The organism is Evansella clarkii (genome assembly GCF_002019695.1).
GTDB classification, from domain to species: Bacteria; Bacillota; Bacilli; order Bacillales; family Salisediminibacteriaceae; genus Evansella; species Evansella clarkii.
The window spans coordinates 645,675-667,501 of sequence record NZ_KV917376.1; the positions used below are offsets into that span (position 1 = coordinate 645,675).

22 protein-coding genes, 1 riboswitch and 1 other annotated feature are annotated in these 21,827 nt (G+C 39.7%); of the genes, 10 read left to right on the top strand and 12 right to left on the bottom strand.

The window, feature by feature from the left end; all coding sequences use genetic code 11:
• Window positions 1-87: 87 nt before the first annotated feature.
• The 3 genes from BK582_RS27995 to BK582_RS02935 form a co-directional block, all read right to left on the bottom strand.
• Window positions 88-222 carry a hypothetical protein gene (locus tag BK582_RS27995; protein ID WP_276328188.1) on the bottom strand — a complete coding sequence of 45 codons (135 nt, stop codon included), beginning with the start codon at window positions 220-222 and terminating at the stop codon, window positions 88-90.
• A gap of 9 nt (window positions 223-231) precedes the next feature.
• A complete protein-coding gene (locus tag BK582_RS02930) occupies window positions 232-546 on the bottom strand; it encodes a hypothetical protein (RefSeq protein WP_078592898.1) in 315 nt (104 codons plus the stop codon).
• A 352-nt stretch (window positions 547-898) separates the two neighbouring features.
• Window positions 899-1,156, bottom strand: a complete 258-nt coding sequence (locus BK582_RS02935; RefSeq protein WP_078592899.1) for a hypothetical protein — start codon at window positions 1,154-1,156, stop codon at window positions 899-901.
• A gap of 233 nt (window positions 1,157-1,389) precedes the next feature.
• Here BK582_RS02935 and BK582_RS28000 point away from each other — a divergent pair, with 233 nt between their 5' ends.
• From BK582_RS28000 to BK582_RS02950, 3 genes are all read left to right on the top strand, one after another.
• Window positions 1,390-1,587 (top strand): YjcZ family sporulation protein, encoded by a 198-nt coding sequence (locus BK582_RS28000; protein WP_078592900.1) that lies wholly within the window; start codon window positions 1,390-1,392, stop codon window positions 1,585-1,587.
• Window positions 1,588-1,896: 309 nt separating this feature from the next.
• Window positions 1,897-2,331: a GNAT family N-acetyltransferase gene (locus BK582_RS02945; protein WP_078592901.1), complete on the top strand. Its 435-nt coding sequence runs from the start codon at window positions 1,897-1,899 to the stop codon at window positions 2,329-2,331.
• Between the two features lie 258 nt (window positions 2,332-2,589).
• A complete protein-coding gene (locus tag BK582_RS02950) occupies window positions 2,590-3,300 on the top strand; it encodes a hypothetical protein (RefSeq protein WP_169910795.1) in 711 nt (236 codons plus the stop codon).
• A gap of 135 nt (window positions 3,301-3,435) precedes the next feature.
• Here the strand turns inward: BK582_RS02950 and BK582_RS02955 are convergent, their stop codons facing one another.
• The 7 genes from BK582_RS02955 to BK582_RS02985 all read right to left on the bottom strand — a co-directional run bounded on the left by BK582_RS02955 (window position 3,436) and on the right by BK582_RS02985 (window position 12,106).
• Window positions 3,436-5,196 carry a tetratricopeptide repeat-containing diguanylate cyclase gene (locus tag BK582_RS02955; RefSeq protein WP_078592903.1) on the bottom strand — a complete coding sequence of 587 codons (1,761 nt, stop codon included), beginning with the start codon at window positions 5,194-5,196 and terminating at the stop codon, window positions 3,436-3,438.
• Between the two features lie 130 nt (window positions 5,197-5,326).
• Window positions 5,327-5,409: riboswitch (cyclic di-GMP riboswitch) on the bottom strand.
• 301 nt (window positions 5,410-5,710) lie between these two features.
• Window positions 5,711-7,117, bottom strand: coding sequence for an alkaline phosphatase (locus BK582_RS02960; RefSeq protein WP_078592904.1), 1,407 nt, complete (start codon window positions 7,115-7,117; stop codon window positions 5,711-5,713).
• 611 nt (window positions 7,118-7,728) lie between these two features.
• A complete protein-coding gene (locus tag BK582_RS02965) occupies window positions 7,729-8,391 on the bottom strand; it encodes a FusB/FusC family EF-G-binding protein (protein ID WP_078592905.1) in 663 nt (220 codons plus the stop codon).
• 345 nt (window positions 8,392-8,736) lie between these two features.
• Window positions 8,737-9,651 (bottom strand): sensor histidine kinase, encoded by a 915-nt coding sequence (locus tag BK582_RS02970; protein ID WP_244895328.1) that lies wholly within the window; start codon window positions 9,649-9,651, stop codon window positions 8,737-8,739.
• A gap of 14 nt (window positions 9,652-9,665) precedes the next feature.
• The gene (locus BK582_RS02975) at window positions 9,666-10,415 is read right to left on the bottom strand and encodes an ABC transporter permease (RefSeq protein WP_078592906.1); all 750 of its coding nucleotides are present in this window, start codon (window positions 10,413-10,415) and stop codon (window positions 9,666-9,668) included.
• Window positions 10,412-11,326 (bottom strand): ATP-binding cassette domain-containing protein, encoded by a 915-nt coding sequence (locus tag BK582_RS02980; protein WP_078592907.1) that lies wholly within the window; start codon window positions 11,324-11,326, stop codon window positions 10,412-10,414. The genes BK582_RS02975 and BK582_RS02980 overlap by 4 nt, the downstream gene beginning before the upstream one ends.
• A gap of 99 nt (window positions 11,327-11,425) precedes the next feature.
• Window positions 11,426-12,106, bottom strand: a complete 681-nt coding sequence (locus BK582_RS02985) for a response regulator transcription factor (RefSeq protein ID WP_078592908.1) — start codon at window positions 12,104-12,106, stop codon at window positions 11,426-11,428.
• A 403-nt stretch (window positions 12,107-12,509) separates the two neighbouring features.
• Between BK582_RS02985 and BK582_RS02990 the strand changes: the two genes are divergently transcribed.
• From BK582_RS02990 to BK582_RS03015, 6 genes are all read left to right on the top strand, one after another.
• Window positions 12,510-12,899 (top strand): GntR family transcriptional regulator, encoded by a 390-nt coding sequence (locus BK582_RS02990; RefSeq protein WP_078592909.1) that lies wholly within the window; start codon window positions 12,510-12,512, stop codon window positions 12,897-12,899.
• Entirely contained in the window at window positions 12,892-13,602 is a 711-nt protein-coding gene (locus tag BK582_RS02995) for an ATP-binding cassette domain-containing protein (protein ID WP_078592910.1), read from the top strand. Before BK582_RS02990 ends, BK582_RS02995 begins: the two co-directional genes overlap by 8 nt.
• Window positions 13,577-14,410 carry a hypothetical protein gene (locus BK582_RS03000; RefSeq protein ID WP_078592911.1) on the top strand — a complete coding sequence of 278 codons (834 nt, stop codon included), beginning with the start codon at window positions 13,577-13,579 and terminating at the stop codon, window positions 14,408-14,410. Before BK582_RS02995 ends, BK582_RS03000 begins: the two co-directional genes overlap by 26 nt.
• A gap of 12 nt (window positions 14,411-14,422) precedes the next feature.
• A complete protein-coding gene (locus BK582_RS03005) occupies window positions 14,423-15,634 on the top strand; it encodes a hypothetical protein (protein ID WP_078592912.1) in 1,212 nt (403 codons plus the stop codon).
• Window positions 15,635-15,688: 54 nt separating this feature from the next.
• Complete coding sequence (locus BK582_RS03010; RefSeq protein ID WP_169910798.1) at window positions 15,689-16,234, top strand: sigma-70 family RNA polymerase sigma factor; 546 nt, start codon at window positions 15,689-15,691, stop codon at window positions 16,232-16,234.
• Between the two features lie 252 nt (window positions 16,235-16,486).
• Window positions 16,487-18,250, top strand: coding sequence for a Rieske (2Fe-2S) protein (locus BK582_RS03015; protein ID WP_078592914.1), 1,764 nt, complete (start codon window positions 16,487-16,489; stop codon window positions 18,248-18,250).
• 272 nt (window positions 18,251-18,522) lie between these two features.
• Here BK582_RS03015 and BK582_RS03020 read toward each other — a convergent pair whose 3' ends face one another.
• Together BK582_RS03020 and BK582_RS03025 are read right to left on the bottom strand one after the other, a co-directional pair.
• Window positions 18,523-18,915, bottom strand: coding sequence for a nucleoside 2-deoxyribosyltransferase (locus BK582_RS03020; RefSeq protein WP_078592915.1), 393 nt, complete (start codon window positions 18,913-18,915; stop codon window positions 18,523-18,525).
• A 4-nt stretch (window positions 18,916-18,919) separates the two neighbouring features.
• Window positions 18,920-19,468: a GNAT family N-acetyltransferase gene (locus BK582_RS03025; protein ID WP_078592916.1), complete on the bottom strand. Its 549-nt coding sequence runs from the start codon at window positions 19,466-19,468 to the stop codon at window positions 18,920-18,922.
• 194 nt (window positions 19,469-19,662) lie between these two features.
• Window positions 19,663-19,913: a binding site (T-box leader), on the bottom strand.
• Window positions 19,914-20,780: 867 nt separating this feature from the next.
• Here BK582_RS03025 and BK582_RS03030 point away from each other — a divergent pair.
• Window positions 20,781-21,827 (top strand): IS110 family transposase (locus BK582_RS03030; protein WP_078592917.1); only part of this gene is annotated, 1,047 nt, incomplete at its 3' end.

A 21,827-nucleotide genomic window follows, 5' to 3' on the forward strand; every position in this document is an offset into this window, starting at 1 on the left:
TGTATGTATCGTAATTCTCTTGAAAGTATTATTTACCCTGCCATCTAAAATATTCCTGTTATTCCAGCTTCTTAATAACAGGAAGAACTAATACTTGCTGCCAAATAAAAATACCCAGGCATAAAAGAACCTGGGCAAAGTTAATTCATACTTTTTTCTTAACAAACTGACTGAAACAACGGTTTCTGGAGGTTCCTCCAGCACATGCCGTTTTGAAGCCAATCGTAATATTTAATCCGCCATCAATTCATCTTTTTCCACCGCATGCCATCCGTTAGCCTTAAGCCTGTCTATGTATGTCTCTGCCTTAATTTCCTCTCTGTCTATTACCAATGGCTGCAGGGAAACAAAGCATTCGCCAGATGCATAGTTAATTGTCACTTTAACGACTTCATATCCGTTGTGAAAACCTGGATGAAACCCCGGGTCATCGAGTATGTCACCCTGAACTGGACGAAAATTCGATTCCAATGTCTTCATCATCACTGCTCCGATGCTGTCTTTTTCTTTGATAGATGTGACAAAAATTATTAAATTAATTTTCATTCTCCGCCTCCTGTTTTACGTTTTCCTTACCAACATTTTATCAATTCCGCCTGATTCCTGCTCACACTTTCTATTTAAATACAGGAGGTGCGAATTAAGTTGGTATTTCCCGGGTAATGTCAAAAAAAAGTTAAACAAACGTTTGATTAAAAGCTAACCGAGCCTTATCCAGTATTGCATTAGACATTCGACAAATTTTATAATATCTGCTGCTTAAATGAAGCAGACATAAACTTAACATGAGAATAAGCACAAATAAAGCCGCAGGCATGCGGCTTTATACAGGATATATTATGGTTCTGAAATTATGTCCATCTCTATCGTGTTTGCTTTGACTTAGCAGGTGCCTCGTTCAGAGCAGCTGATAAGCTGGCAGAAAATACAATAATTTCAGGAAAGACGTGTAACCGCCCATAATACATGAAGCAAATACCAACACCGCATACTCCAGCTTAACACCTCTGCATCGTGTTAAAAGCGCCAGACCTGCGGCTGCAATAACGACTCCTGATATGCTTGCTGTTTTCTGGAGGGAAATTTGAAAATAAGGGAAATAGGCAAGCAGCAAAGCGACTGCACTCATGAATAAAGGGGTTTTCACATTGCCCATATTGCTCATCCTCTCATAATGTACTTTCCATTTAAATATATGCTTGTACATCGCCTGTAAAACCAGTCATATTCTCCTGAAGTGTTTTTGGAGGGCTGCTCCTCGTTAACTCCTTTCCAACAATATCTTAAAATTACTGGCTAATCGTCCAAACATTTTTTACCACCTACCATAGGATAACTAATGTAGTGAACAAAGGCGGTTCACACAAACACAAATTGAGGAGTGGTTTTTTGTCTGGATATGGTAGTTACCCAGGAGGCGTTGCAGGTGGACCAGGTGCTTATGGACATGGAGTTGCACCGGGAGCATATGGAATGCCGGTCGCCGGATACGGAGCAGGCCACGGCGGCGGATTCGCCGGAGGATTTGCGTTAATTCTCGTACTCTTTATCCTGCTCGTAATAATTGGAGCAGTGATTAGTTTTTAAAGTTTGAATACACGGGGGACTGGGTTATCCCCCTTTCTACATATAAAATCGGATATTTCCGGAGTGAATTTTCGGTTCGCAGGTTGGGTTCTCGATTTCGCAGGTGGAAACCTCATTTTCGCTGGTTGAATACCTCTTCGCAGGTAAGATTCTTATTTCTGCAGGTTGAATACACAATTTCGCTCGCAGCACTTCCTTTCCCGGATAAAATCAATGATTAACCAAGCCACAGATCCCCCGATAAGTTATACTAACTAATGAACTTTCATTATTAGGATCTTTTTGAAGATAATAAGGGGGCCCATACCGATGAAAACAAAAAAAATCACTGAAGAAGCAGATCTGCAGGAAGCATTTCGCATCAGAAGAGCCATATTTGTTGAAGAGCAAAAAGTACCACTGGAAGATGAATTTGATGAGTTTGATTCTCTCAGCAGCGAGTGCGACCATGTATTAGTCATTTATGACAATGCACCGGCCGGGACAGGCAGAATCAGAACCGTTGATGATGCTGGAAAACTGGAGAGAATTTGTATCTTAAAACCTTACCGTAGTTTTGGCCTCGGAAAAGAAATCGTTAAAGGATTAGAAGAAATCGCCGCTGAAAAAGAACTTTCAAAAGTAAAACTTCACGGGCAGACACATGCGGAGGGCTTTTATCAGAAGCTTGGTTATGAAACAGTATCTGATCCATTTATGGAAGACGGCATTCCTCATATAGTAATGGTGAAAGAAATAACCTGAGAACAATTTCCACCGTATAAAAACAGCGTTCTCCTCTTAGGCCCCTGGCTTACCCTGTAAATAAAATATGAATTTTCATCAAATAATATCCCCAATCCATCTATGGAACAGGGGTTTTTATTTATGGTTAACCGGAGAAAACAAAATAAGTACCCGTATTTAATCTTACTTGCCATCCATACTTTCCTTCTCATATTTACTTTTACGAAAAATAAGGATAGAAAATCATTAGCAATTCTGTTGCTATCGAACATGGGCATGGCAACAATTTTTGACTATTTGATTTTGTCTGTTTTACGGGCTTACAAATATAAACCTGGATTTTTTAGAAATAAATTTTTTGATGAAGTATCAGGTGCTATACTTTCTCAGGCAGTATATGTTCCGTTTACTGCATTGTTTATCACTGCATTCAAGTTAAACTGGAAATATAAGTTGTGTTTCTCTTTGTATTTCGCTGCGATAGAAAAACTGTTTATTTCTATAGGCATTTTTAAGACAAGGACATGGAGAACCTGCTACACAGTTGCGCTCATTTTTTTCTTCTTCCATTTAAGCGATGTATGGTTGAGACTATTAAAAACAGGCAATTCACTAATCAAAAAATTGACTTTGCATAATGTAGTTCAGTTATTAAAAATCCACAGTTTATTTTTCCCATTAGAAGTTCCAGGAATCTTAAGCTTTGGAATAGGCCGACACCACTCCTGGAAAGAGCAATTAAAAGTTGAACCCTTATATGCGAGTGTTTTTGCCCTGATTACTACATGGGCGGCGTTAAAGGAGAAAATGAACATTAAGTTATCAGTTCTTTTCTTAAAAGCAGCATTGGACAGGGTACTGGTGAAACTGAGAGTTATAAAAGCAAAACCAATTTATGTTCTATATATAGTTAATACTTTTACAATGGTGGCAGCAAGCATATTCAAAAAGTGGATCGATGAATTAGAAGAAAATCATGAACAGTAGGTTTATCGGGATGCTTAAGTTATTCATAATGCACGTGCAATGGCTGTTCTCTGACGTTCACACCAGAACATGTTCTTCTATTACAGTCAGCCCCTCAACGATCTCGTCTTCAAGGGACTGACTTTAATGCTTTCCTTATTTGAATACTATTTTATTTTTGCCGGTCCTTTTCGCCTCATGGACCAGCTTATCCACTTTGCTGAAGACCTCTTCTGCTGTGGCTTCTCCTTTTGGGGATACTCCGGCACTGAGAGTGGTTTGCATCCCTTCGACTTCCCATGCAAGAGCTTCTGTGTTTTTCCTGATTTCTTCAATTATGGCCAATGCCTCTTCGAAAGTTTTATCACTGAATATTATTAGAAATTCTTCTCCTCCGTATCTGCCAATGTCGTCACTCTCCGGCACTGACTGCCTTATTGTCTGCACAACCCTTTTGATTACTTCATCTCCAGCTAAATATCCTAACGTATCGTTGATAGTTTTAAAGTTATCAATATCTATTAGTGCGACTGTACAATCCTGCTTCTTGGTGTTCAGAATCTTAAATATCTGTTTTCGATTATACAATCCCGTTAAACTGTCTGTAATAGATTGAACATACAGCTTATCCTTCAGCTCGTTTACTTTAAGATGCTCTTTTCTCTTTAAAATGTAAGCTCTTGATAAGAGGAAAATTCCAAGGACGAACGTCCCTAACATGATCCTCTGCTGAAGCACGACTCTTTCCTGCGCCTCCTGCAATGTTGTTAATGATGAAATTTCGTCAGTAAGCCCTCTTTCTGTAAAGCTGCGAATTTTAGAAGCGTCCTCATCCACTTTCATTAAATTCGCAGGGTCTTCGTCCATTTCCGCGACACTGATATACAAATCCGCTGCTTCCTGGAAATCACCATTATTATAATATGCTCTGGCCAGCAGAACGCTGACATGCCTCAGAGGATTGATTGTATCTTCAATATGCTTTATTTTTTGAGTCAGTTCCTTACTTTTCTCAAAACTAGTAACTGCAGCATCGTAAAAATGAAAATGCTCCTCCATCTGGCCCTTCATCAAATATAAAACCCAGAGTTTGACTGTGTTATTGTACTGCCCTTCTGTCTTTATGATGAGCTGTTCCATTTCTTTCAGCAGAGCTTCAGGCTCTTGTTCAGTTAAATTACTTTTAGCAAGGAGATGGGAAGCTCTGTTGAACAGCTTGAGGTCTCCTGCATCATTCTCCTCAGTCATCTGCAGTACTCTTTCGGCTTCTTCATACAGTTCGATTGCCGATTCTATATCCTGATAGGAATACAGGATCTGTCCCATCATTGTTTGATAAATTGCTTCATATGCAAGATTGTCTTCCTCCCTTGCCAGAGAGAACATATGCTCAAGATATTCCACAACCTTTTCATCATTCGCCACATAGTAAAACGAAAGCGCAATTACATTGTAGGCGTACATTTTCATTTCTGCATCGTCCTGATCTTCAGCCAGGTCGATAAGGCGGGCGCCATATTCTATAAGTTTTCCACTATCAGCGTAAAAATCACTAAGCATAACGAGCTGCTTTAAAGCGGCAAACTCCATCTCACTTTGCCCTGCTTCGTAACTGGATGCCAATGCTTCTTCAAAACTAAGGTATGCCTCGTGGAAATCATTCTGGACAAGATAATTCACCCCTGAAAGATAAAAATACAGCGATGGATTGTCTGACTGTATGGTCTCCTTTTCGTTTTCAAAGGCTTCAAGAACTTCTTTATACTCTGAATCAGTAAAAATTCTTTTTTCTATTTTTTTAATATCCCATGCATTCTCCCCTGCTACATGGTGCTCCCCTGAAAAAACGAGCATAAAGAAAAGTATCAGTGCGATCCTTGTTATTGTTTGCTGCCATTTCCCAGCATTTTTTTTCATAATCCGTTCCCCCTAAGTCAAGCTGCCTTTCGCAAAAGACCTTCAGGAACATGCATACTGAGGCACTGAATTTAATCGAAAGAATATAAAAAAGAGTTGTTTCCAGTGGAAATAACCCTTTTGTTATCCCTTTGGTAACTCAGCCGCCATAGTCTCTCCCTTAGGCCTGTAGCTTTGCGTCCCCACTTTTCAGTGAGTTTGCCATTATCATTGAGTATTTTGTTATAGTTCAATTTTACCATTAAAAAGCATAAAATACCCAGGAATATTTACCTATTTTTTAAAATTGGTATGGGGAATTGTACAGGGAAACGTTAAAGAGTTTTATAAACAAAAATGGAATTTTGGATAATATATTGGTGCCTGCAGATGGGGCAGCTTACACATCTTATGCAGAAAATGGACAAGCAGAAACTGTTTAAATATGCTCTCTGGTTAGAATCGCGACAGTAAAGCTAAGCTATTTCAAGAAAAAAAGCCCTCGGTTAATGCAACGAGGGCTTATACATGCAGCTTAATTTCCAAACGAAATTCCGTATGCTTCGGCAATGGCATAAGGGACATCGGTATTATCGATCATTCCATGGAGCAATTCGGAACTTGGCCCATATGCAAATACAGGCACTTCAATTCCTGTATGGCTTGTAGTGGACCAGCCGACACCTGCATAATCACTGATTATCTGGTTAAGCGTGATTTCCGGGTTGCGAGCCTGCTGGATTCTTTGCACCTCTCCATCTGTTAATACGATAGAGGTGTACTCTTCAACCACATCTTTCACATTGGAGCGATCGCTGTCCAACTGCTGTACCATATATGCACCAGTTGCGGTAACATTATGGAGAATTTCTACATTTGTACCTTTGCTGTTATAGCCGCCAAGCGTCATGCCGCCTGTATCATGGTCTCCAGCAATAATGATCAGAGTATCCTCATTTTGCCCGGCGAATTCCAGAGATGCAATCACCGCTTCTTCAAATGCAGCAGTATCACTCATCGCCCACGCAGCGTCATTGGCATGGCCTGCCCAGTCGATCTGGCTTCCTTCTACCATGAGGAAAAATCCTTCGTCTTCCTCGCTAAGTATATCAAGAGCTGCTGTTGTCATTTCAGCAAGACTTGGTTCTTCTGACTCTTCCCGGTGAAGCTCAGGGAGCATGGCGTCATCTGCAAAAAGACCGAGAATTTTATCCTCTTCCACAGCAAAAAGCTCATCACGAGTCTCAACTAATTGGTACCCATTATCTACTGCCTCCTGGACAAGGTTTCGTTCCGGCTGTCTGCCTCCTTCACTTTCTGGAAGGAAGTAGGACAGTCCGCCACCAAGCAGCACGTCCACATTTCCATCATCAATGTACTGGCGGGCAATTTCCGCCTGATTATTTCTGGAGTTTGTATGGGATGCGAAAGCTGCCGGCGTAGCATGTGTAATGGTGGCATTAGCCACCAGTCCGGTAGCTTTACCAGCTTTCTTAGCTGCTTCAAGGATTGTTTCCACCTCTTCCCCATCAGGATCGAGGCCTATGACGCCGTTATTCGTTTTCACCCCGGCGGCCATCGCCGTTCCTGCAGCAGCTGAATCTGTAACTCTGTTGTTATGGGAATGAGTTGTCATCATCCCTGTCAGGAACTCGTCCCATACAGGATCACCATCTTCTTTATAATGACGGTAGTTTACGTTATAACCTGTGGAAAATCCATCAGGGATTAAGTAAATTACATTCTCTGCCTGCTCCTGTTTTCCCCCGGCATGAGGAGGCGGTCCAGGCTGATCAGGCTTTCCTGCGTGTGGAGGAGGCCCCTGCCGGTCCGGCTGTCCAGCATGTCCAGGCGGCCCAGTCTCTGCCCAGCCATTCTGAAGCCCAAAACCACTAATAATAACTGCTGCACCTAACACGCCGAGAAACGTCTTCTTAAACATATTTAATTCCTCCTGGCTATTTTGTAATTAGTTAAACTCATCCATTACTAAGTAGTTTTCCGGAAAAAAGCGGCGGCCGCTCTGCTCTTTTCTGGTTTAAGTGTACCAGGGGAATTTCCTTTGTTGGTTAAGCTGGTTTAAAGATAATGTAAACAGGGGGAAGTGGGTAAAAAGACAGAGCCAAAAAGTCTTCAGTATTAGTACTTTTTTGAAAAAATCCCTATATTATGATAATACAATTACCTCTTTTCCGAAAAACAAGAAAGATATCCAGACAGTTTTATAAGAAAAACAAAGAAATCCCTATAAAACGAAAAGGCGCTTTGTAAAAATATAAAGGGAATATTAAAGGATCGTAAATTTATTTTCTAAAATATTGAGTTTAAAGCTATGCCAGGCAAGAGGTGAGGAAACAGGCAAATAAATCGCCACTTTAGCAATTAATAATTATGCTGGAACAGGAGTTTTCTGACATGTTAACCGAAAGAAGAGCAATAAATATCCATATTTGATATTACTGCTGATCCACACCGTTTTACTCGTCTTTGTTTTTATAAAGAATGGTAAAAAAACCTGCCATTACCCAATCGGGAAATGGCAGGCATTTTTTGTTAATTCTTCAGCAACTCAACAAAACTATTTAATTTATCCAGTGAAACGATATTCTCATTACACATTTGGCTGTCTCTGCAAATATAATTACCTCTGCTGATGTTCGTCTCTCTTCCGGTTTTTATATTTGCCATAAACAGGCCAACCTCTTCGTAACTGTTGCACAAGGTACATATACCCTTTACGCTCGGCTTAAAAGTACCATGTATCCCTGTTAACTTTCCACGATAGTTTGCTATAAGATATTTTTTCTCCGAGCGGATATCATACCATCCTAAATAGGAGATATCTTTAAAATCAATTTCATCAAGCGGCGGCAGCTTCAATTTCTTTGCCTTAGGAAACAGCTTCATTATCGTCTTTTCCGTCACATTCTCAAATGGAATAACATAAGGGATCAGTTCATTTAAGAATCTTTCCGCCTCTATATCTTTTTCCAGCTCAACTATCTTTTCCAGGAGAGCTTGCTCGTCTTCATTCGCCTCAGGAAACAGGTCCAGCACTTTTTGAAGTGAATTATATTTTACAGCGTGAATAACATCTTTATCTTTAACTGTTGCGTGTGCATGAATAATATTTTTCACTTGAAGCTTGATAAAATTGTACTGGTCGCTTCTCATAAAAGGTTCTATATTTGTTACTTCAGCGTTTTTGTTTTCCATTATAGCCAGCTCCTTATTTTTTGGATAATAATAAATAAGGTGCAAAGCCTGGAATACCAGAAATGCGCTATATTCAGGCGATAAAATTAATACCACTCATGCAAAGTATCGCCTTTTCCGATAACAGGCTTTGCATGAGACTCTGCAATATCCGGCGGATGTGAATTTCTACCTGCCATTAGTTATCACCCCCCCATCGAACTTATTCTATTATACACTATGGTATGGAAATACAATATTCTGGGGACACGTTGGTGAATAACAATGGAACAATCCTCCAACCCCCAGCAGATAACATGTGCTTATTCTGGAGCTTTGTGAATACGCAAAGACGAGTCATACATACTATCCCCATTTCCTGAACAATACGTCAATCCTGAACTCATTTTCATGAACATCAGCCTCTACATTCCCGTCCTGCTTATTGATCAGCTGCTGAACGATATGCAGGCCTAATCCAAGCTCTCCGCCAGTCCGGCTTGTGTCCAGCCTGAATGTCCGGTCAAAAATCCGGTGGAGTTCTGTACGGTCAAACTCATCCACATCATTGGCTACCCGCAACCGGACGTATTCTTCCTCTTCACTAAAGGTAATTGCCACCTTGCTATTGGCATACCGTAATGCGTTTTGAATCAGGTTTGCCACTATACGATTTGTTGCTTTTTCATCAGCCATAATTGGAGGAATGGAATCTTCATCTATCTCTACCGTCAGCTGCCTTTTTTCAAAATCATCGTAGAATATAAGCATAGCGTCTACAACAATCTGATTTAAAAACAGCTTCTCCATGTGAAATGGCTTGTCTGAGGACTCTAATTGCGAGATCTCATAGAAGGCATCGACCATCATCGTGAGATTATCAATTTTCTTTTGAATAATAGCTACATACTCCTGCTTTTCTTCCTTCGATAAAGAGGGATCTGTTAACAATTCCGAGAAGCCTTTAATGGATGTTAAAGGCGTTCGTAAATCATGAGAGATGTTTGTAATTTCCTGCTTTAGTTCTCTCTCTTTTCTTTGTGTGAGCTGCTGATCCTGCTTAAATAAATGAATAAGCTGGTTAATTTTCGAAATAAACCGGACGATGCTTTTGCTATGTGTATTTGTCCGAACCAATTCATTTGTGCCGAAGTTGTTAATGATTCCGTCTAATTGGCGCGTCATCCTCTTCATATCATAATGAATCAGCATAAGCATCCCGGCACTTACAAGCAGAAGAAAAGCTAAAATAATAATAATCAGCCAGCTGCTCACTTCCATTCATCCCTTCTCCATCAATCAATATTTTTATTAGTAAACCTCATCATCCCTATTGCCAAAAAAACTAGTGAAATGACGATTCCAGTAACCCAGAAACGAAAATCAAATTGAGCCGATTGATCCATAAAACTCATTAAATTATCGTTTAATAGTGTGCTTGGCGCATATTGATAGAACTCATTCAACTGTGAAAATGAGCCAAGAAGCCAGCGTAACAGATCGCCGGAGAAAATTAAGAGAAAAAACAGGAAGATAATAATATAAATGTCACTGACCTTCAGCATTTTCAGGGCATGAATCATAACAAAGCCACCGAGTGCAATTGGCAGCATATTAAAACTGGCTGCCACGAAATTTCGGATAGAAGCCTCCTCGCTGACAAAAAGGCTTTCCCCTAATCCAATTACCAATATGAGACCAATCAGACAGAGCAGCAAAAAATAACTTAGCGTTACAATCAGCTTTGACCAGAAGATCGTGTTCCTGGATATGCCAAAGGATACAGCTTGTTTCATAACAGACGCGTCCTTCCCGGTGAGCGCTGTATTAAAAAGAAAACCAACAATCATAATAATAATTCCACTGGAAATGACATTCGAGTATAAGAAAATACTGGTTCCATAAGGGAAGTTGGAATCACTCTGCTGAAAAAAGTACAGGACAAGGGCTGCTGATGTAATTAAAAATAAACAAATCCCGCTCGTCATATAAATACTTTTTTTATGCAGCAAGCGGTAATTTTCGCTCTTTAAGTAATTAATCATTGTGCAGCCCCCTCTACTATTCCTAAGAAGTACTCTTCTAAGTTCAATGCTTCCATTTTAAACTCCATCACGAGAACACCGTTGTTAATTAAGAGACGGTTAATTTCGCCGCCCTCTTCTATATGGTTCTGGATTGTTATGATCTTATCAGGAAGGACTTTATACTGAACGTCTGCATATGCTTGTTCTAACAATTGTGCCGCTTTTGCCGTGTCATCCACTTTCATTTTTATTTGTTTCCTGCTTTTTTCGTCTAAATCTTTTTTACTTAAATCCTCCACAATGACACCATTCCTGATAAAGACAAAACGTGTCGCTACTAATTGCAGCTCCGTTAATATATGGCTGGAGACTAGTATCGTTATTTGATTTTCCTGGTTCAGCTTCAATAATAGCTTACGAATTTCCATAATTCCTTCCGCATCTAACCCATTTACCGGCTCATCGAGCACTAAACAATCTGGACTGCTGAGCAAACAAAGGGCTATGCCTAATCGCTGCTTCATCCCCATAGAATAGTCTCCAAACCGTTTCTTCTTTTGCTCTCCTAAACCAACGAGCTTTAAAACTTCATAAATGCGTTTCTTTTCAACGACACCTCGCTGAATCCGGAAGTATTCCAGATTTTGAACAGCCGTAAAATCAGGAAAAAATTCAGGGGACTCTATCATAAAAGCCATTCTTTTTTGCGCCTGCGCCTTTTCATTTCCTGATTTCCCAAATAAATGAATGTCTCCAGCTGTTGGGATTATCTGTCCCGCAAGCATTTTAAAGATCGTCGATTTACCAGCACCGTTTTTACCGATTAAAGCACAGATTTCTCCTTTCTGTAATGAGAAATCCAGAGGTTTAATGACTTCTTCTTCCTTAAAGATCTTCGTTAATTGATGCGTTTGAATAATGGGATCCATCTCGCTGAGCTCCTTTACTTATTTCTTGTTACATTCAGTGTAGCTTAGCACTCCTTAAAATCCCTTAAACAAAACATAAAGAATTCATAAAGAAGAAACTTAAACGAGCATAAATCCTACGCCCCAGATTGTTTTTATATATTCTTCTGAGGTAATATCAGCTATTTTTTTCCGGAGGTTTGAGACATGAACACTTATCGTGTTGTCATCTCCATAGTAGGTCCCTTTCCAGACTCTTTCATAAATTTCCCTTTTTGAAAAAGCACGCTCCGGATGACTGACGAATAACGAGAGAATATCAAACTCTGCAATCGTTAACCGCAGCTCTCTGCCCTCTAAAGATACAGATCGTTTTTCCGGATTGATTTTCAGTGCCCGCCATACTCTCTCCTCCGATTGTGAAGGGCGGGCACTGGATTTTCGTAATTGAACCTCTACTCTGGCCACAACTTCTTTTTGATTAAAGGGTTTCGTTATGTAATCATCCGCGCCCATTTTAAGGATCTCAACTTTATCGTCTATATCCACCCTGGCTGAAATAACGATTATCGGAATGTCGCTTTCTTTTCTTACCTCTCGAAGCAGCTCTTCTCCACTCATTCCCGGCAGCATCAGGTCCAGTAAAATTAAATCGTATGTATTGTTTTGCAGCTGCAGCAGCCCTTCTGTTCCAGAGTATGCCGCAACCAAAGTAAAGCCTGCTTTCGTGAGAATTAAGTTTAACAGCTTGCTAATTTCCTGATCATCTTCAATAATTAATATTCTTTTAGCTTCCTTCAAGTTTATCACCTGTTTTTATAATATTAAGTTTTGCCTCCGCTCAGGCTTTAAATAGCTTCAAGACGGGCTCCTTTCTTTCCTCTAAATACGGTCATTTTTAGTGGATAGTTTCAAAAAGTTCCCTCGCTTGAAGGAAGCCAGTACCCCAGGGAACGAAAAGGTCTCATTCTTTCCCTCACTCGTAGGAAGCCGTCTATATCTAAATTCCCGACGCGGGATGCCTGAAAATTCTTTATTAAATTCAAGTTCAACCTATATAACTATACAATCCTTAATATTTTTCAAAAAACAAATTGACAGTTTCACTGTATTAACCATATAATACACTTACGGTGTATGAACCACTTAATACACACACTAAAAAAAGGAATAGATAACATAAGACTGTTTAGGAGTTGTTTTGATGAAATTAAAATTAAATAACCGCGATCCAGTCTATCTGCAAATTGTTCGTTATTTTAAAGAACAAATTTCCATTGGAGAATTGGACCCAGGAGAAGAAATACCCTCAAGACGGGAGTTGGCGAATATGCTGAAAGTTAATCCTAACACGGCTCAACGAGCGTATAAGGAAATGGAGGAGCAAGGTTTGATTTATACAGAACGAAATCATCCGAGCAGAATAACAACAGATAAACAAATATTAGGGAAAGTCCGGGAAGAACTGATTTTAGACGCAGTGGATACGTTTGTGACATCTGTCAGTCCAATCAATGTACCAGTTGAAGAGTTACTGGAGCTGGTCCGGGATAAATACACGACCAGCAGTGTGAAGGAGGATACACATGATTGAAGTAAAAGCGGTAGAAAAGAAATATGGCCGAAAGAAAATTCTAAAAGGAGTATCGTTTACAGCTAACAAGGGAGAAATCACTTGTTTAATTGGAATCAACGGAGTAGGAAAGACGACCATTTTAAATGCAATCATGGCACTGACACCGATAGACAAGGGACAGATCCTTATTGACGGGGAACCAATTAAGGAAAAGTCTTTTGAGAAAATCACCTTTATACCAGATGCGATTGCAATGGTCCCTAATATGACCATCGAAGAGGCAATGACATTCATGAATGATTTCTATACGAGCTGGAATCAGGGCCGGGCAACAGAGTTACTGGAATTCTTCAGGTTAAATAAATCAGATAAAATCTCATCTTTATCCAAAGGAAATACGGCAAAGGTCAACCTGTTGCTTGGTCTGGCTCTTGATGTGGATTATGTATTAATGGATGAGCCATTTTCAGGTATTGATATTTTCAGCCGGGAGGAAATTGCTAATGTTTTCACCAGTCATTTAATTGAGAACCGGGGAGTAATCATTACCACTCATGAGATTGGTGATATTGAACATTTGATTGATAAGGTTGTTCTGTTAGACGACGGAATAGTCACAAAAGCATTCAACGCGGAAGAAGCCCGGGAAAATGAAGGAAAATCTGTCATTGATGTCATGAGAGAGGTGTACCAGAATGAAAAATTACTTAAAACTCGTTAATTTTGAATTTAATAGGGTCGCTAAATTATTTGCTGTATTATTAGGCATCACATTTGCTGCTCAGCTGGCAGGTGTAATGTTTCTGGCGAGAAGATATTTAAATAATGCGCATGAAATGATTTACATCCAGATGATGCCGGAAGCTGAGTTTCTGGAAACCTGGGGGAGAATGAGTTTTTTAGAAATAGTAAGAAGCGAATGGTTCCTGGGCCCGATTGCACTATGCATAGCAGCCGTAGGTATTTATATATTTTTCATCTGGTACCGTGACTGGTTGGGGAAAAACACATTCATTTACCGGTTACTAATGCTTCCGACAACAAGACTGAACTTATTCTATGCAAAGATGACCACCATTCTACTGATAACATTAGGACTTGCAGGGTTTCAGTTAATTATATTTCCGGTTGAAATCGGGATTTTTAACATGATGATTCCTGAGGAATTCCGAAGAGATCTGGGTATGCTTGAGATTATTCAGAATGTCCCGGAATTATATATGATTATCCCAGCTAGTTTTATACAGCTTGTATTATTTTATGGACTAGGTACATTATGTGTTGCCATTGTGTTTACGGGGATCCTCCTCGAAAGAAGTTTCAAATGGAAAGGAATTATTGCTGCCATTCTCTATGGTGGAGCAGCTGCACTTGCTCTAATTTCACCACTCTTATTGCAAGACTTCGTTCTGGATGGTTTCTTCTATCCTGGAGAGCTATTCACCCTCGTAGTTGTTATGGGTCTGATTGTATTTGCAGCCTGCATATTAATGAGTCGATTTTTACTGAAGAAAAAAATCAACGTATAAGGAGCCCGAAAAATGAAAAAGTATTGGAAAGTTACAGCAACCCTTATCATTACAGTTCTGAGCTTTGGAATTTTTTATATAAACATAGCTATGTCAGCAGATCATTTCCCGGAGCTGGTTATTCAAACAAAAACTGGAGACAAAGAGGAGATAAGAGATATTGTTCTTGAAGGTTCTTATACAGATACTTCCTCAAATAATTATCTGAGTTCAAGATTTAAACTCACAACAGATGGTTCTGAATACAATAATCGTTCATTTCTGAGCGAGATAATCGGCCAGCCTGATACCAGAATAAAAGAGCTGCAGGAAGAGTACCGTTCCTTTATGAGGGGGAAAATTCCGTCGGAGACTTTTTTCACTGAGAATAGTGAGTTTCTGGCATATGCAAGAGCGGACTACAAAATAGATTCTCTGAGATCATCTGATTTCACCTTTGAGGTCTCAGTTTTAAATAAGTCAAATAACAGAACCAATTCGTTCACGATCCAGGTTCCGGTTAGTGAGGAATTAGACCATATCTATGTTGAGGAAGTGCAGATGATTGAGGAAGAACTGCATATTATAACGCAAAACAGCATGAGGAACGGACATGATTATACCAATGAAAACCATATATATACAGTAGATCTGAAAGAGCAAAAAATAAGCGAACATGAAACTATACTCCAAGTTGCTTCTGGCCATGACGATATCCAAGTGGATTCGCATTTGATCAGAAGAAGTTCGTCAAGCGCAGCGGAACATCTTCTTCTCGTCAGATCAGAATATAAAATAATCGAAGACATGGAATCACACCGGATGGAACAACTAAATAAAGAACTTATCGCTTACAATCTGGTAACGAAAGAAAAAGAGGAAATTAATTTACCAGATACGCTGAACTTAGAAGAGAATGAAATCAGCTTTTTTGATGGCTCTGTAATATTTTTTGTTAACAGAGAGGGGCACGTAATCCCTTATAACCTGGCAGAAGAGCAGACTGGCGAAGCGTTCGATCTGCAGCTGTCCTTCGACCTGGATCAGCCTCCTATGATCACTGTACAAGATGAGAAACTTTATGCAGTGAACGTGAGTAATACTACTCAAAATAACCCTGGTATTGTCGTTGCAGATGTGGAAACTGGTGAATCTCTTTATGAAGGAGAAATAGTCCTGAAAGACGATTCTTCAGAATCAGCAGGCGATTATGAGTTATATATTTATGAAATCGTAGTGAGATAGTATTTGCGCTGAGAAATGAAAGAACGTACGCGAGAGTGCAGAAAAGAGGAGGGTATGATTACTCATCAAGCAGATAAGAGTTTATTAGAAACACGTTCAGACCACAGTAGCAACGAGCACGAAATCACTGAGCTGTATGTTTTGTACAAAAGGAAAGTGTACCGGATTGCACTTTCTTATGTAAAAGATACTTTTCTGGCAGAAGATCTTGCTCATGAAATACTTGTGAAATGCTACCTTACCCGGGAGAAATTTAAAGGGGAATGTTCCTTGAACTCATGGATATATCGGATTGCCCGCAATCACTGCATTGACTTTTTACGAAAGAGCTACCGTCACAGAGATCAGCTTCACGAAAATGTTGAACTGTTTAACGATATATATATGAGTACTCCTGAATCTGAGATAGTAATTAGCTGTGAAAATGAAGAACTCAGAAATAAGTTAAGACAGCTGCCTTCAAAATATGGAGAGGTTATTTATCTCTACTATTTTAAAGAAAAATCCTTAAGGGAAATTGAAGGTCAGCTCAAGATTAAGCTATCGACAGTAAAGACAAGACTCTTCAGAGGGAAACGGATGCTGAAGGAAATGTATTAATCAGATGGATCATGGCTGACACTTGTATTTGGTGTCGGCCATGATTTCTTTTAACTTGGAGTGGAAGTAAGTTTTTTTCTGTAATATAGCATTCTAAGCAATGACATACTGTTATGTCACTTTCGGGTAGCAAGTACAACAAATTTCATAAGCTCATAAGCCGTAAACTACCTTTTTATCCCATTAGCATTTATAATTAATATAAGATAATTCTGATTATTTAAAAATCAGCTGATTGGGGATGATCATTAAATGAGTGAAAAAGTGTTTGCAGCTGAAATGGATGAGTTAAAAGATGCTGGTGTGAAAGTAGTCAAAGGGGAAGGACACGCGATCGCTGTAATATACCAGGATGATGGTGTTTATGCGGTGGATAACAGGTGTCCCCATCTTGGCTTTCCCTTACATATGGGGAGTACGTGCGACGGAATATTGACCTGCCACTGGCACCATGCAAGGTTTGATATTAAAAGCGGAGGCACATTAGATCCATGGGCGGACGATATTCCCACCTACCCTGTTGAAATCTCGGAAAATAAAGTCTATGTGAACCTCTCTCCTCACCATCAGCAGTCGATGGAGCAGCTTCGGGGCCGGCTGAGAGAGGGGCTTGAACAAAATATCAGCCTCGTTATCGCCAAAGCAGTAACCGGTTTAATTGAAGCGGGTGAGCCGCCTGCTAAAATAGCACGGATCGGTGTGGAGTTCGGGACAAAGCACCGAAGGAATGGCTGGCGCTCCGGACTGACAATCTTAACTGCCATGACAAACATCCTTCCGTACCTCGATAAAAAAGGCAGGATCCTCGCACTCTACCAGGGGCTCGTGCATGTTGCGAGAGAAAGTGCAGGAATGGGCACCCGCTTTTTACTCCAGCCTCTTCCTGTCTCGGACAAAAAAGACCGGCCTTCTGTCAGCCAGCTCGCTCAGTGGTACAGAAACAATGTGGAAGTCAGGGATGTGCAGGGAGCGGAAAGAGTCCTTCTCACAGCTATAGAAGCTGGTGCCTCGAAAGAACAACTGGCTGATATGATGATGACGGCAGTTACAGACCATTTTTACATGAACGTAGGCCACACCCTCGATTTTCACAACAAAGCGTTTGAAGTTCTGAATCATATCGGAGAGGATAAAAAGGCTTATGTACTCACCTCCGTGCTCCCGGAACTAGCCGGTGCTTCACGGAGCGAAGAATCCAACAGCTGGCAAACCCCTGTGAACCTGGTAAAACCATTGCAGGAAGCATTCGAGCAGCTGGAAGATTACGACCCAGCATCAGAAGAGGAACAGGAAACAGATGCAGATGAGAAAAAACTGGTGGATCATCTCCTCAGTGACAGTCCGGTGGAAACCATTCAGCTGATGATGGAAGCATTGAATGGGGGGATGTCCCCTGTCCGCCTTGGACAGTTAGTATCTTTGGCTGCAGCTGAACGGGTCGCCCGCTTCCATGTCCAAAATGAATTCAGGGACTGGATTACTGTGCTTCATACTTTTACTCACGCCCATGCCGTACATGAAGCCCTGAGGCGTTCAGTTACACCGGAATTAATCAGAGGTGTCTTCCACAGCGCAATGAGCATCTACCTTTACCGCTTTTTAAATACTCCTTCCGCGAGAAGACCGGTTCCAGCCGAGAGAGAAGCTGAGGCTGCAAACCCGGAAGAACTCCTTGATCTTCTCAACCGCCAGCAGCAGACAGATGCAGCGGCAAAGTGGGTGGTGGAATATTTACATGCTGGCGGAGACAAAGGGGCATTATTTAACACCCTGGGGCACGCTTTACTGAGAGAGGATGCAGAGTTCCATTCTTTTCAAATGTATGAAGCATGCATCGTAGAACATAAGCACTGGGAACAGGAAGAATCACCGCTGGCAGAATGGGCAAAAGAAACACACATCATTGCCGTCACCCGCTATCTCGCAGCCCATGCCCCAACTTCCAGAGAACTGCCTCATACAGCCAAAATCGCAATGCGGCTCCATCAAGGGGAAAAATTGTTTGAAGATAACTAAACCGGAAGAACAACCAACCTGCTGAAGAATTAACGGGTTTACTAGAGAGGTCCAAAACGTTAAATCGAAGACGAATTCACACGCTAAATCACACATCTTTCGCAACTAAAATCACCGTATAATTCGCATATTAAAATGGCACGAAGAACCGAATCTTCGTGCCATTATTTTTATGTTTGCTTACTTCACTATCGCTCTCCGTTAATTTAAGTACAATTTTTCACAAACCCCGCTACCTTTCTCCTCTTCTGATGAAATTATTATATTGATTTTTAGAACTTCACTGCTGATTTTATTTTTTCTACCAGTACATCAATGTTCCCTGTAACTATCTCCACCTCAGGTAAATGGTAGAACGTACTAGTTGTTTGAAGATTAAACACTTCCTCATTAGGAGAATAAAGAAATATCTTTTTTCCTTGGCCTAGTGCAATTCCAAATTCAATATGGCTTCCCTTCCCGGCTGGTAATAAGACGACTATAAAATCAGCTTCATTTATAGCATCTTTTTCGATTTGTCCAATTACTTTTAGTTCTACTATAGATGAAGCTCTTTCATTTTTTGTCCAATCGTAAGTATGCAGATAGCCCATATTTTTTAATCTTTCACTAACACTCCTGACTTTTTCCTTATTTCCAAATCCAGATGCGATGTAATACTTCATTTTCTCAGCCTTCCCTGTCCCATTCATTAGCCAACTTACCATAAACAACCGTATCAACGTAATGGTCATACAGCCATTCTGATTGTCTGAGAATTCCTTCATTTAAAAACCCTAATCTCTCTGGAACACTCCTGCTTTTTGTGTTTTCTACTGCTGCTCGAATCTCCACTTTGTTAAGTTTTAGGTCATTAAATGCATAAACAGTCAGTGCATTTGCAACTTTTGTAACTATTCCGTGACCTTGATATTTTTCACCAATCCAATAGCCAATATATGCGGACTTATTTGACCAATTAATCACGTTAAAACCAGCTATCCCAACGATTTCTCCCTTATATAAAATCGCTGTGTTTATACTCTTGTTTTCCGCATAATCTTTCAAGCTCATTTTTATGTATGCTTGAGTATCTTCGAGTTTAGTTGTGAAATCTAACCAAGGTAACCATTCTCTTAAATACGCTCTAGAATTATTCGTTAATTCAAAAACCCTTTCTGCATCCCTTAATTCTAGTAATTTAAGCGAAATTTCATTATCAACTTTATAACTAAACAATATAATCTCTCCATTCTATTGGTTATAGAAACGTGAAATAGTGCGTGTATACTTTTAAATAGAGTTACGCAAACCCTATCTAACTTAAGACCTCTTCTATAAAACAAGAACCTATTTAATCTTTCAATTTCCTTTCTTTAATCCCATACTGGAACTGAAGAATTAAAAAAATCCCACCCCCAAGACAAACATGTCTTGGAGACGAGATTATAATCGCGGTGCCACCCCAGTTTGTTAATATGTCACCATATCAACCTCATCAGGTACGGCATTAATATGCTTATACCCTAGCTCTATAACGGGAGCTCCCGCTACACGATCCCCCAAAAGGTTCCCATGTAATACTCAGAGGCTTGGTTCAATAAATACTTTCTTACTCCTTTTCACCTAACGGAGCTCTCTGTAAAGAAACTTATTTACTTACTCTTCTCTTCATAGCATTTGGAATATTTTTTCTATTTTAACATGATTAATAATTTTCGTACACATTCTTCTTAAAAGTTCTTATTCATCTCACTTACCTGATGTAGATTACAATAATACTACAGGTACTTAAGATCTCCACCTTTCTCATCCGAAGAAGTTTATTAGCATGTTATGTATACGCTGCAAAAAGCTTCAGTTTGGGGAACAAGAGAAGCGACAGCCTATTGAGCTATCGCTTCCCCGTTTGTTTCTGTAATGCTTTAAACAATTCCTTATAGAAATTAAAGGACTACATACTAAGAAGTCCAGGTGTATTAAATGTATTGTATCAGAAAATATTTACAATTTTTTATACAGTTAGTTATAATGTTAAATACCGATGTACCTTTGACTTAAACGTGGGATCTCTTAATAAGTGAAGCCTTGCCGTTTGTTTGAGGACATTGGTTCTTTTATTGGTACAAATATTGTAAAATAGAGATGTGCAGTGACCTTTATGGTGATTCCGACCTTAACTGGAATGGGGCTAGAACAACTAGACCTCTAATATTGGTGTGAGGCACTCCACAATTTATTGGCACTGCACTTATATAAAAAAGGAATCTACTCCTGTCATTTTAGGCAGGATTTTTTTATTTTCTAGGAGGATTTTTGAATATTTTGTCTTATATAAAAAATCAAAAAAAAGACTATATAGAGTCAGAACAAAAAAACAATATCAATTAAGCAGTTGAAACTCTACCGTTGATTGGGGCTATTACTAGACTCCTGTGTTAAATTTGAGATTTAATATCTGGCGATATAATCCTGACATACTACATTGGGCATAAGCTCTCACAGAAACTTGGATAGTCAGATATGTCATACTGCTGTACTAGGAGGAGAAATGACAAAAGATACCATTACTCCATTTAGTTATGGAAATGACGCACAAAACAGGCAAGAAGAACAACGTAAGTTTTATCAGTTTTATGTTGGTATTGATATTGGAGCGAGTTTTCATGTGGCTTCGTGTATCCAGTTTGATGCTTTTTTAGATCCAAAGGGGATTGCTTGGAAACGGACGAAAACCATGAAATTTAACTCTGATAGTGCTGGAATAGCCGATTTTCTAATGGCATTAGAAAAGATTGAAAAACAATTTAACCTTACTAAAAAAGACTTTTTAGTTTTACTTGAGCCAACAGGTGGACATTATTCTTATCTCATTCAACAAGTGCTTTTAAACAAAGGATATGATTTGTATCAAGTAGAAAATAGAGCTGTTGGAGAGTTTCGTAAGAATAATTTAGGTATCACTGAAAAGACAGATTCCATGGATGCGAAAGTAATTTCCTACATGGGGTGGCATAAGCAGTTACATCCACATATGCAGGGTGTATCCCTTATTCGCCCACAATCTGTTCTTCAATCCTTGTTTCGGACGGTAATGCGTGACCGCTGGTATTTAAATGTCCAATTAACACGTAGGAAAAATCAAGTCCAACAACTATTAAAGGTGACTCACCCAGACTTAAATAAGGCGTTTAAAAGCTTATCCAGTCCGTCTGTAATGAAGTTAGTTTTGGAATACCCTACTGCCCTTCACTTGAAGGAAGCTTCGGCTGAAGAGATTTACAATACATTATTAACGGCTGGTGCTAAAAGTGTAGCTAAAAAAGCAGCCAATGTATTGGCTAAGGTTACGCCTTATACGGTCGCCGTGCCAGTTGAACACCTTGTAGGAAGACAAAAATGGCTGATAGAAGAAGCCTTACGACTTGAGGAAAGCATTAAACTTATAGACGAAGAGATTCATACTCTCCTTTGGGGGAACGTTGAAAAGGGGATTGACCCCCACCCATATACCGAAATCCTTATGTCGCTTCCTTTCATAAGTGAAAATATTGCTTGTACACTAATTGGTGTTATTGGAGATATTGAACGATTTAAC